Genomic DNA, 10,433 nt, shown 5'->3' with positions numbered 1-10,433 from the left:
GCACCTTGCAATGCAAGGTGCACGCCCCCAGTGCGTAACAATGCTTAGGTGCTCCAGCAACTTTTCACCCCCTCCGTCCAGCACGCGCTCGACCTGATAGGCATCTTCGTCTTCGCGATCTCCGGCGCGCTGATGGCCGTCCGCAAGAACTTCGACGTCTTCGGCATCGCCGTCCTCGCCGAGGTCACCGCGCTGGGTGGCGGGGTGTTCCGGGACCTGGTCATCGGGGCCGTGCCGCCCGCCGCGTTCACCGACCTCGGCTACTTCCTCACTCCGCTGCTCGCCGCCCTCCTCGTCTTCTTCCTCCACCCGGAGGTGGAGCGCATCCAGACCGCCGTGAACGTCTTCGACGCGGCCGGCCTCGGGCTGTTCTGCGTCGCGGGCACGACGAAGGCGTACGAGTACGGGCTCGGCCTCACCGCCTCGGCGGCCCTCGGGGTCGCCACCGCCGTCGGGGGCGGTGTCCTGCGCGACGTGCTCGCCAACGAGGTGCCGTCGCTGCTGCGCTGGGACCGCGATCTGTACGCGGTGCCCGCGATGGTCGGCACCGCCCTGGTCGTGTTGTGCATCCGCCAGGACGCCCTCACCCCCCTCACGTCCGGGCTCGCCGCGATCACCGCCTTCGTGCTGCGGCTGCTCGCGATGCACTTCCACTGGAGGGCGCCGCGGGCCTGGCACCGGAGGTCCTCGGCGGTGGAGGTGGAGGAGCGGACCCAGGAGCGGACCCAGAAAGCTACCGCTTAGTAATCTTCTGTTGTACGGTACCGCCATGACCCAGATGACCCAGGCGACCATCGGCGACAGCGAGTTCGACCGCGACACCGCTGTCGCGCGACGCGAAGAGGGCGTCTACGACATCGACCTCTCCGCCGGCTGGACGATCATCAACGCCGTCAACGGCGGCTACCTCCTGGCCGTTCTGGGCCGCGCCCTCGCGGACGCCCTCCCGCACTCCGACCCGTTCACGGTCTCCGCGCACTACCTCACGGCGTCCCGGCCGGGTCCCGCGGTGATCCGTACCGACGTCGTCCGCACCGGCCGCACCCTCTCCACCGGCCAGGCGTCGCTCTTCCAGTACGACGAGGACGGCCGCGAGGTCGAGCGCATCCGCGTACTCGCCTCGTACGGCGACCTGGACACCCTGCCCGACGACGTCCGTACGACGGCGCGGCCGCCCGCCATCCCGCCCATGGAGCAGTGCTTCGGCCCGCAGGACGGGCCCGCCCCGGTCTCCGGCAGCTCCGCCATCGCGGACCGGCTGATGCTCAAGCTCGACCCGTCGACGCTCGGCTGGGCGCTCGGCGCGCCGTCCGGGAAGGGCGAGATGCGCGCCTGGTTCGGCCTCGCGGACGGCCGCGACGCCGACCCCCTCTCGCTGCTGCTCGCGGTCGACGCGCTGCCGCCCACCGCCTTCGAGCTCGGCATCTCCGGGTGGGTGCCGACGGTCGAACTCACCGTCCACGTACGGTCCCGCCCGGCGCCGGGCCCGCTGCGGGTCTCCATCACCACCCGCAACCTCGCCGGCGGCTTCCTGGAGGAGGACGCCGAGGTCTGGGACAGCGCCGGCCGGCTGGTCGCCCAGTCGCGGCAGCTGGCGCGGGTGCGGCTGGGCTGAGTCCCGCCTCGCAGTCGCGCGGCGGAGGGCTCTGCCACGGGCACTGTCGGTGCGGGCGTCGGAGGGCTCTGCCACGGGCACTGTCGGTGCGGGCTGAAATCCTGGGCCGATGAAGGCCGACCGCCTGCTCTCGATCCTCCTGCTGCTCCAGACCCGCGGCCGTGTCCCGGCACATGAACTCGCCGAGCGGCTCGAGGTGTCCGTACGGACCATCTACCGGGACGTCGAGGCGCTGTCGGCGTCCGGCGTGCCCGTGTACGCCGAGCGCGGACGGCACGGCGGGATCGAGTTGCTCGCCGGGTTCCGGACGGACGTCACGGGGCTCACCGCCGACGAGTCCCGTGCCCTGTTCGTCCTGGCCGCGCAGGGCGCCCACGCGGCGCTCGGCCTGGACGAGGCGCTCGGCTCGGCGCTGCGCAAGGTGATGGCCGCGCTGCCGGCACCCCACCGGCCGGCCGCCGAGGCCACCAGCCGCCGCGTCCTCGTCGACGCCTCGCGCTGGAAGGGCGGCCCGCGGCAGGCCGTCGACCTGGAGAGGCTGCAGGACGCCGTCTTCGCCGACCGGCGGCTGCGGCTGCGTTACCGGCACAGCGGGGCCACCGACCGGAGCACGTACACCGTCGACCCGTACGGACTCGTGTCCAAGGCGGGCGTCTGGTACCTGGTCGCCGACCGACGCGGCACACCACGGCTGTTCCGCGCGGACCGCGTGCGCTCGGCGACCCTGCTGAGGGACCCGGTGAAGCGCCGCCCCGGTGTGGAACTCGCCGACGTCTGGGAGGTGCTGCGCCGCCAGGTCGAGGAGCGCCCCACGGGCATCGACGTCACGGTGCGGGTGCGGCGCGCTTACTCCGACATGTTCCTGCGCCTTCAGGCCGCCTGGCTGACCGCCCTGCCCGAGGACGACGGCGAGAGCGAGTGGCTGACCGCGCACCTGGCGTACGGGCGCCTCGGCGAGGTGCGCGGGCTCCTCGTTTTCGCCGACCGGCTGGAGGTCCTCTCGCCCCCCGAAGCACGCGCCGAACTCGCCGCGGCGGCCGCTTCTGTCACGGAGCTGTACCAGGGCTGAGTTACGGGGGAACGGTGAAGTAGCAGGTCAAGTGGGGTGAGTAGAGACCGGCTTTGCCCTTCGCACAGGCGGGGCACAGGGCGAACCCACGGGAGCCCTAAGGGGCGTTGATTGCATGCACGCCTCGACCTCCTCATCGTTCTTGGAGCTGTTTCTCATGAAGCGTGTGCGTCTCCTCCCCGCAGTGGCCCTCCTCGCGGCCGCACCCCTGGTGCTGACGGCGTGCGGCTCCGGCGACTCGTCGTCGACCACCTCGAACTCGAACGGCGGCAACTCCTCCCAGCAGAACTGCCAGGCACCGTCCGGTGCTCCCTCGGGCGCGCCGTCGGGTGCTCCCTCGGGTGCGCCATCCGGGGCACCCACGGGCGCGGCACCGTCGGGTGCCCCTTCGGGCGCGCCGAGCGGAGCTCCGAGCGGGGCTCCTGGCGGCGGCGGTCAGAACGGCGGCGGTCAGGGCGGCGGCCCCGGGGGTGCCGGCGGCTGCGGCGGCCCGGGTGGCGGCGGTCAGCAGGGACAGGGCCAGCCGGGGCAGGGTCAGTCACCGAGCCAGTCGGCCACGAAGGAGTCGTCGAAGGACACGTGACCTGGACGGTTGGTACGCACGCGGTGGCGCGCCCCTCGGGGCGCGCCACGGCTTTTAGGGGCGCGGGGAACTGCGCGAGCAACCACAACGGACCCGCAGTCGACCAAGGACCTACTGGGGCAGACGAGATGTTCAGCCCAACCAGTGCCGACGCCCGATACTGATCAGCCGCATCCGCCGCGTCGCCACCCGGGCAACACGCTCACGCTCCTCCTCGTCCCCCTCCAGCGTCTCCAGAAAGAGCGACCCGGTCACCAGCATCTGATCGACATAGAGCCCCGCAAGCATCAGCAGATCGTCGTCGCCCCACCCCTCGGACTCCGGCTGCTTGGCCAACTCCGCCTTCACCTCCTCGGCGAACCGGGCCAGTTGCGCACCGATCGCCTCCCGCACCGGCTGCACGCCCCCGTGCCGCTCACGGGCGATGAAACGGACATGCGCGGGATACGCCTCCACGTGGCGCGCGATCAGATCGACGGCGCGCGTGATGCGCTGCTCGCTGTCGCCGGCCGCGGACACCGTGGTCCCGATCATGGCGTGGAGGCTGCCCAGCGCCTCCTCGACGAGCGCGACGCCGAGGTCCGCCGTCGAGTGGAAGTGCCGGTAGAACGCCGTCGGGGCGACCCCGACGGCGCGGGTGACCTCGCGCAGACCCAGGCTGCTCAGACTCTGCTCCTCGAGCAGTTCCAACGCCGCGTCCAGGAACGCCTGTCGGGTCTTCTGCTTCTGGGCCTGACGGCTGCCGAGGATGTGACTCATGCCATGCAGTTAACAACTGTTCTCTGGGATTGGAAAGTCGCACGGCGCGCTAGACTGAGGAGTCAGTAAACAACTGTAACTACAACCGTTCACCAAACCGTCACGAGAGGCATACCACCATGCTGTTCCTCGTCGCCGCCCTCCTGTTGCTGGGTGTCGTCATGGGCACCGTGGCCCACGCGCCGCTGTCCGTCTCCCTCGTCGCCGCGGCGGTCATCGGCGTCTGGCTCGCCGGCTTCGCGGTTCGCGAGCGTCACGGCCGCCGTCATCACACCTCCGCCAACTAACCCTCTTCGTCCCCCTGTTGGGAGCTGACCGATCATGGAACTCACCGCCGCACCGCACCGGAGCCGCACCGTGGGCCGTGACGCCGACGGCATGGCCGTGGCGTCGTTCATCCTGGGCCTCCTGGGCCTCCTCGTGCTCAACGTCTTCCTGGGCCCCATCGCCATCGTCCTGGCCGCCGCGGCCCTGTGGCGCGGTACGACCCGTCGCGGCCGTGCCTACCTCGGACTCGGGCTCGGGGTCGCCGACCTCCTCGTCCTGGTCGCGCTGATGCAACTGGACAACACGGTGTCGTGGAGCTTCTAGGCGACGACCCTTCAAAGAACGCGGGCGGGCGGCCGGGGACGGGCCGCCTCCGCCGCGTACCGGCCGTCGGCCGGACCGGGATCGAGCGCGTTCCCGGCATCATGTCGGCCGAGGTCGGCGTTCGGGCCCCCCGTAGAATCGGGGCCATCATGGCTTACCTCGACCACGCAGCGACGACTCCGATGCTCCCGGAGGCGGCAGAGGCCCTGACCGCCCAGCTCGGCATCACCGGCAACGCCTCCTCGCTGCACGCGGCAGGCCGCAGAGCCCGCCGCACCATCGAGGAAGCCCGCGAGACCCTCGCCGAGGCCCTCGCCGCCCGCCCCAGTGAGGTCGTCTTCACCTCCGGCGGCACCGAGGCAGACAACCTCGCCGTGAAGGGTCTGTACTGGTCACGCCGCGACGCCGACCCCGCGCGTACCCGCGTCCTCGCGAGCCCCGTCGAGCATCACGCGGTGCTGGACGCCGTCCACTGGCTGGGCGAGCACGAGGGCGCCACCGTCGAGTACCTGCCGGTCGACGCGCACGGTCGCGTCCACCCCGAGGCCCTGCGCGAGGCGATCGCCCGCAACCCCGACGACGTCGCCCTGGTCACCGTCATGTGGGCCAACAACGAGATCGGCACGATCTTGCCGGTCCGTGAACTCGCCGATGTGGCGGGGGAGTTCGGTGTGCCGATGCATGCCGACGCCGTCCAGGCCTTCGGTCAGGTCCCCGTCGACTTCGGTGCCTCCGGCCTCGCCGCGATGACGGTCTCCGGTCACAAGATCGGCGGCCCGTACGGGATCGGCGCCCTGCTTCTGGGCCGTGAGTACAGCCCCGTACCCGTACTGCACGGGGGCGGCCAGGAACGGCACGTCCGCTCCGGCACGCTCGACGTCCCGGCCGTCGCCTCGTTCGCCGTCGCCGGCCGTCTCGCCGCCGAGCAGCGCGAGTGGTTCGCGCGGGAGGTCGGTGCCCTGCGCGACGACCTGATCGGCGCGGTCCGTACGGCCGTCCCGGACGCGATCCTCGGGGGCGATCCGTCCCCCGAAGGCCGACTGCCGGCCAACGCCCACTTCACGTTCCCGGGCTGTGAGGGGGACTCGCTCCTGCTGCTGCTGGACGCCCAGGGCATCGAGTGCTCCACCGGCTCCGCGTGCACCGCGGGCGTCGCCCAGCCCAGCCACGTACTCCTCGCCACCGGTACCGACCCCGACCTGGCCCGCGGAACCCTGCGCTTCTCGCTCGGCCACACCTCCACGGAGGCGGACGTCGACGCGGTCGCGAAGGCGATCGGTCCGGCGGTGGAGCGTGCGCGCAGCGCGGGGCTCACCTAGCCCAGGCGCACGAAAGCGACCTACGAGACGGGTTCCCTTCGCCGGCATGACCCGGATCAGGTGGCTGGGGGTCGCCTTCCAGTCGCGGACCTTGCGATCCACGGTCTTCCGGCCTCTCAGCCCGACCGTCGACGTCGGCACCGGCGGAAACCGAAGCTTCTCGCCAGAGTCGGCTACTCCGGTCGAACTCCCTCACTCGTCCCGTAGGCCTGATATCAGGATAGAGCGTCCGTCATCGGATGGAATACCTGAAAACATGATTTTTTGCCCAATACCCGCCGAACTTGCACGTCGGCCTCGGCATGGGACGATTTGGGCAAATGGACGAAACGGGTAAAAGGGAGTTCGTATGTCTGCGATCAAGGAAAGCGTCGACATCGCCCGGCGCCCTGAGGACGTCTTCTCCTACGTGACCGACCCCACTCACTACCCCGAGTGGCAGGAGAGCGCCGTGTCGGTGCGCCCCGTGGGAGACGCGCCGCTCGGCGTGGGCTCGCGCGTCGTGGTGACCCGTCGGATCGGTCGCCGGGAGATGCCGATGACCATGGAGGTCACCGAGCTGGACCAGCCGCGCAGCTGGCGGCTCGACGGCGTCGACGGCCCGGTCCGAGGACACATGCGAGGAACCATCGAGCCGCTCGCCGACGGTGAACGGTCGCGCGTCACGCTGTCCACCGACTTCGAGTCGCACGGAATCGGCAAACTGCTGGTCCCGCTCATGGTCCGCCCGCATGTGCGGAAGGAGCTTCCGCAGAACGAACTGACGCTGAAGAAGCTGCTCGAAGGCGGCGCGTGACACCGTCGGGACGACCCCTCGGCGGCTGAGCCTGATTCCAGTCGGCGCTCCGGCTAGACCGACTCCTCCCCGTCGGCTCGGGCCGTCGCCGTACGCGCCTGCCGTACGAGCCGCATGTACCGGTCCCAGTCCCAGTGCGGCCCGGGATCCGTGTGGTCCGTGCCCGGCACCTCCACATGGCCGATGATGTGCTCGCGGTCGACCGGGATGTCGTACCGCGCGCAGATGCGGGCCGTGAGCCGCGCGGACGCCTCGTACATCTCGTCCGTGAAGGAGGACGCCCGCTCCACGAAGCCCGCGTGCTCGATGCCGACGCTCCGTTCGTTGTACTGGCGGTTCCCGGCGTGGAACGCCACGTCCAGCTCGCGGATCATCTGCGTGATGTGGCCGTCCTTGCGCACGATGTAGTGCGAGGCGGCGCCGTGCTCCGGGTCCTGGAAGACCTTCACCGCGCTGTCGAAGCTGCCCTGGGTGACATGGATGACCACCATGTCTATCCCGTAGTCGTCGGGCCGGTCCGCGCGGCGCCAGTTCGCCTCCGACGCCGACACCCAGCGGGCTCCCGTGAAGTCGACCTCGCCCTCCTTGCGCGGCTTCTCCACGCCCGGCACGCGCCACCACAGGTGCCCGAGCTCGTCGCGGGCGAACACGGCGGTGCCCGCGGCGGCCGCCGCCCCGCCGATCAGCAGCGCACGCCGCCCGATCCGCCGGTCGCCGTCCTTCGGAGCGCTGCTTCGTGCAGCCCTTCTTTCGCCCATGTGATCGTCAACGGATACTCGCGGGATCCGGTTCCCGCCGACCCGTACCCTTGAAGGGCTATGACTGAGATCTCGCAGCGCTCCCGCCCCCTCCGTGTCCTCGCCGCCATGTCGGGCGGGGTGGACTCCGCCGTCGCAGCCGCCCGCGCGGCGGAAGCCGGACATGACGTGACGGGCGTCCACCTCGCGCTGTCCGCGAACCCGCAGTCGTTCCGTACCGGCGCGCGCGGCTGCTGCACCATCGAGGACTCGCGTGACGCCCGGCGTGCCGCGGACGTCATCGGCATCCCCTTCTACGTGTGGGACCTCGCCGAGCGCTTCCGCGAGGACGTCGTCGAGGACTTCGTCGCCGAGTACGAGGCCGGACGCACCCCGAACCCCTGCCTGCGCTGCAACGAGAAGATCAAGTTCGCCGCGCTCCTGGACAAGGCCCTGGCCCTCGGCTTCGACGCGGTCTGCACGGGCCACTACGCGCAGGTGATCCTCAAGGAGGACGGCACGCGCGAGCTGCACCGCGCCTCCGACATGGCCAAGGACCAGTCGTACGTCCTCGGTGTGCTCGACGACCGGCAGCTCGCCCACGCGATGTTCCCGCTCGGCGACACGGTGACGACCAAGGACGAGATCCGCGCGGAGGCCGAGCGTCGTGGCCTCGCGGTCGCCAAGAAGCCCGACTCGCACGACATCTGCTTCATCGCCGACGGCGACACCCAGGGCTTCCTCGCCTCCCGCCTGGGCAAGGCGGAGGGTGACATCGTCGACGAGTCCGGCACCAGGGTGGGCACCCACGAGGGCGCGTACGGCTTCACGATCGGCCAGCGCAAGGGCCTGCGCATCGGCACCCCGGCCCCCGACGGCAAGCCGCGCTACGTGCTGGACATCTCCCCCGTGGACAACACGGTGACGGTGGGCCCGGCGGCCTCGCTGGACGTCAGCGCACTGACCGCCGTCAAGCCCCGCTGGTGCGGGGTGGCCCCCTCCGGCCCGGGCACGTACACCGCCCAGCTCCGCGCCCACGGCGGGGAGACGGAGGTCACGGCGGAACTGGTCGACGGGACCCTGGAGGTGTCCTTCGCCGCCCCGGTCCGTGGCGTGGCCCCCGGGCAGGCGATCGTCCTGTACGACGGCACACGTGTGGTGGGCTCGGCGACGATCGCGACGACGACGCGGGCGACGGCCGGGGTGGCGTGACGGGCGGTCGCCCTCCCGCTTCTCCCTTTGGTCAGTTGACTTCGGCCTCGTAGAAGCACAGGTGCCCCTTGATCTCCGCGACCTCCGGTTTCGGGTCGGGGTACGCCCACACGAGGTCGGGGGCGTCCGGGAGGGACCAGTACGAGGCCGTGCCCTTGAACGGGCAGTACGTGTGTGTCTCGGACGCGGTGAGCAGTTCCGTGTGCACATCCCCTTCGGGGATGTAGTACCGCGCGGGACAACCCGTCTCGCGCAGCACCAGGGCCCGGGTGCTCTCCGCGAGGACCTGTTCGCGGTGTACCACGCGTACGTGCTCGGCGCTCTGCTCGATGGTGATGCTGTGTCCCTTGGTCACGATGGACCCTCCCCGGGTAGCTGTCTCCTCGGGTACAGCGCACCCTGCCGACGGGTTCTTCCCGGAAGTTCTCTGGGATGTCAGTGGCGGGCCGTAGCGTGGGCGCATGAACATCTGTGTCTTCCTCTCCGCCGCCGACCTCGACGACCGGTACACGCGCCCCGCGCGGGAGTTCGCCAAGCTCCTCGGCAAGGGTGGGCACACGCTCGTGTGGGGCGGTTCGGACGTCGGACTCATGAAGGTGGTCGCGGACGGGGTGCAGGAGGCCGGCGGGCATCTGCTCGGCGTCTCCGTCGAGTTCCTCGCGGACAGGGCGCGCCCCGGGGTGGACCAGATGGTCATCGCGCGCGACCTCGCCGAGCGCAAGCGGCTGCTCCTGGAGAAGGCCGACGCCGTGGTCATCATGGTCGGTGGGACCGGGACGCTGGACGAGGCGACCGACATCCTGGAGCTCAAGAAGCACGGCCACACGGACAAGCCGGTCGTGCTGCTCAACACGGCGGGCTTCTACGACGGCCTCAAGGAGCAGTTCCGGCGCATGGAGGACGAGGGCTTCCTGCCCCGTCCCCTCAGCGACCTCGTCTTCTTCGCGGAGGAGCCGGTGGGGGCGCTCGCGTACCTCGAGGAGAGCCGGGGCGTCGCATGACGCGAGGGTGATGCGAGCATGTCGGGCATGGCTACTCATGTGATCACCGGAGCCGGCTCCGGCATCGGCGCGGCAGTCGCCCGCCGTCTGCACGCGCGCGGGGACGACCTCGTGCTGCACGCGCGGGACGCGGGCCGTGCCAAGGAGTTGTCAGCAGAGTTCCCCGGTGCGAGGACTCTGGTGGGCGACCTGGCGGACCCGGACCGGTTGTCCTGGGCCTTCTCGCACCAGTCGCTGCCGGACCGTGTCGACTCGCTGCTGCACATCGCGGGCGTGGTCGACCTGGGTCCGGTGGGCGAGCTGACTCCGAAGACCTGGCGCCACCAGCTGAACGTCAACCTGGTCTCCCCGGCCGAGCTGACCCGCCACTTCCTGCCCCAACTCCGCACCGCCCGTGGTCACGTGGTGTTCGTGAACTCCGGTGCCGGTCTGAACGCCCACGCGGACTGGTCCGCGTACGCGGCGTCGAAGCACGGCCTGAAGGCCCTGGCGGACTCGCTCCGCCACGAGGAGCACGCGGGCGGTGTCCGTGTCACGACGGTGTACCCCGGCCGCACGGCCAGTCCCATGCAGGCCAAGGTCCACCGGCAGGAGGGCAAGGAGTACGACCCGTCCCGGTGGATCGACCCCGAGTCGGTGGCGACGACGATCCTGATGGCTCTGGACCTGCCGGGGGACGCGGAGATCAATGACGTGACGGTGCGGCCGGGTCGTTGAGGGGTGTTGTCGCCCCCGCCGCCCCTACCCGTCC

14 protein-coding genes are annotated in these 10,433 nt (G+C 70.8%); 11 read left to right on the top strand and 3 right to left on the bottom strand.

What is annotated here, in order from left to right; genetic code table 11:
• Window positions 1-48: 48 nt before the first annotated feature.
• From FNH08_RS33850 to FNH08_RS51080, 4 genes are all read left to right on the top strand, one after another.
• Window positions 49-744, top strand: a complete 696-nt coding sequence (locus tag FNH08_RS33850; protein WP_322725949.1) for a trimeric intracellular cation channel family protein — start codon at window positions 49-51, stop codon at window positions 742-744.
• A gap of 25 nt (window positions 745-769) precedes the next feature.
• Window positions 770-1,615, top strand: coding sequence for a thioesterase family protein (locus FNH08_RS33845; protein WP_152775350.1), 846 nt, complete (start codon window positions 770-772; stop codon window positions 1,613-1,615).
• A gap of 109 nt (window positions 1,616-1,724) precedes the next feature.
• A complete protein-coding gene (locus FNH08_RS33840) occupies window positions 1,725-2,684 on the top strand; it encodes a helix-turn-helix transcriptional regulator (protein ID WP_152775349.1) in 960 nt (319 codons plus the stop codon).
• 157 nt (window positions 2,685-2,841) lie between these two features.
• Window positions 2,842-3,267 carry a hypothetical protein gene (locus FNH08_RS51080; RefSeq protein ID WP_194238709.1) on the top strand — a complete coding sequence of 142 codons (426 nt, stop codon included), beginning with the start codon at window positions 2,842-2,844 and terminating at the stop codon, window positions 3,265-3,267.
• A gap of 132 nt (window positions 3,268-3,399) precedes the next feature.
• On the opposite strand, the gene FNH08_RS33830 is transcribed toward FNH08_RS51080, so the two are convergent.
• Window positions 3,400-4,026 carry a TetR family transcriptional regulator gene (locus FNH08_RS33830; RefSeq protein WP_152775348.1) on the bottom strand — a complete coding sequence of 209 codons (627 nt, stop codon included), beginning with the start codon at window positions 4,024-4,026 and terminating at the stop codon, window positions 3,400-3,402.
• Between the two features lie 119 nt (window positions 4,027-4,145).
• On the opposite strand from FNH08_RS33830, the gene FNH08_RS51075 reads away from it, so the two are divergent.
• The 4 genes from FNH08_RS51075 to FNH08_RS33815 all read left to right on the top strand — a co-directional run bounded on the left by FNH08_RS51075 (window position 4,146) and on the right by FNH08_RS33815 (window position 6,732).
• Entirely contained in the window at window positions 4,146-4,313 is a 168-nt protein-coding gene (locus tag FNH08_RS51075) for a hypothetical protein (RefSeq protein WP_194238708.1), read from the top strand.
• A 34-nt stretch (window positions 4,314-4,347) separates the two neighbouring features.
• Entirely contained in the window at window positions 4,348-4,617 is a 270-nt protein-coding gene (locus FNH08_RS33825) for a DUF4190 domain-containing protein (protein ID WP_152775347.1), read from the top strand.
• 149 nt (window positions 4,618-4,766) lie between these two features.
• Window positions 4,767-5,936 carry a cysteine desulfurase family protein gene (locus FNH08_RS33820; protein ID WP_152775346.1) on the top strand — a complete coding sequence of 390 codons (1,170 nt, stop codon included), beginning with the start codon at window positions 4,767-4,769 and terminating at the stop codon, window positions 5,934-5,936.
• Between the two features lie 349 nt (window positions 5,937-6,285).
• Window positions 6,286-6,732 (top strand): SRPBCC family protein, encoded by a 447-nt coding sequence (locus FNH08_RS33815; protein WP_152775345.1) that lies wholly within the window; start codon window positions 6,286-6,288, stop codon window positions 6,730-6,732.
• Window positions 6,733-6,785: 53 nt separating this feature from the next.
• Here the strand turns inward: FNH08_RS33815 and FNH08_RS33810 are convergent, their stop codons facing one another.
• On the bottom strand, window positions 6,786-7,490 hold the full coding sequence (locus FNH08_RS33810; RefSeq protein ID WP_152775344.1) for an N-acetylmuramoyl-L-alanine amidase: 705 nt from the start codon (window positions 7,488-7,490) through the stop codon (window positions 6,786-6,788).
• Window positions 7,491-7,550: 60 nt separating this feature from the next.
• Here FNH08_RS33810 and mnmA point away from each other — a divergent pair, with 60 nt between their 5' ends.
• Window positions 7,551-8,681 (top strand): tRNA 2-thiouridine(34) synthase MnmA, encoded by a 1,131-nt coding sequence (gene mnmA, locus FNH08_RS33805; RefSeq protein WP_152775343.1) that lies wholly within the window; start codon window positions 7,551-7,553, stop codon window positions 8,679-8,681.
• Between the two features lie 31 nt (window positions 8,682-8,712).
• Here mnmA and FNH08_RS33800 read toward each other — a convergent pair whose 3' ends face one another.
• Window positions 8,713-9,036: a DUF427 domain-containing protein gene (locus FNH08_RS33800; RefSeq protein WP_322725948.1), complete on the bottom strand. Its 324-nt coding sequence runs from the start codon at window positions 9,034-9,036 to the stop codon at window positions 8,713-8,715.
• A gap of 106 nt (window positions 9,037-9,142) precedes the next feature.
• Here FNH08_RS33800 and FNH08_RS33795 point away from each other — a divergent pair, with 106 nt between their 5' ends.
• Both FNH08_RS33795 and FNH08_RS33790 read left to right on the top strand, forming a co-directional pair.
• Window positions 9,143-9,682, top strand: a complete 540-nt coding sequence (locus FNH08_RS33795; protein ID WP_152775341.1) for an LOG family protein — start codon at window positions 9,143-9,145, stop codon at window positions 9,680-9,682.
• Between the two features lie 18 nt (window positions 9,683-9,700).
• Window positions 9,701-10,399, top strand: a complete 699-nt coding sequence (locus tag FNH08_RS33790) for an SDR family oxidoreductase (protein WP_152775340.1) — start codon at window positions 9,701-9,703, stop codon at window positions 10,397-10,399.
• The last annotated feature ends 34 nt before the right edge of the window (window positions 10,400-10,433 follow it).

It is taken from the genome of Streptomyces spongiae (assembly GCF_009377185.1).
Classification (GTDB): domain Bacteria; phylum Actinomycetota; class Actinomycetes; order Streptomycetales; family Streptomycetaceae; genus Streptomyces; species Streptomyces spongiae.
This window is presented reverse-complemented; position numbering and strand designations above follow the sequence as displayed.